We start from the raw sequence: 294 nt of genomic DNA on the forward strand, positions 1-294 counted from the left end.
TTTAATGACTTACCAAGTTTTGTAATAATAAGCTTAGTAATAACAATCATGGCAATCACAAAAAGGGGCATCAAGTCGGGAGTTTAAACCGAGAATATGGAAATAAAACAGCTTTCAGCGATTGAGGTACTTCCGGTTAGGCATCAAGTGCTTTGGCCTGATAAACCGATGTCGTTTTGCATGGTGCCAAATGACGAACAAGCAACGCATTACGGCGCGTTTATTGGTGAGCAGTTGGTTTGTGTCGCATCTATCTATATCCAAGGCAATGAAGCGAGGCTGAGAAAGTTTGCC

Annotated in this window: 1 pseudogene; it reads left to right on the top strand. The window is 41.8% G+C overall.

Annotated elements, in window-relative coordinates:
* Positions 1-96: 96 nt before the first annotated feature.
* Positions 97-294 (top strand): annotated as a pseudogene (locus tag AB4512_RS24690) (GNAT family N-acetyltransferase); the annotation flags it as partial.

Origin of the sequence: Vibrio sp. 10N.222.52.B7, assembly GCF_041474275.1 — a bacterium.
GTDB lineage: Bacteria > Pseudomonadota > Gammaproteobacteria > Enterobacterales > Vibrionaceae > Vibrio > Vibrio crassostreae_C.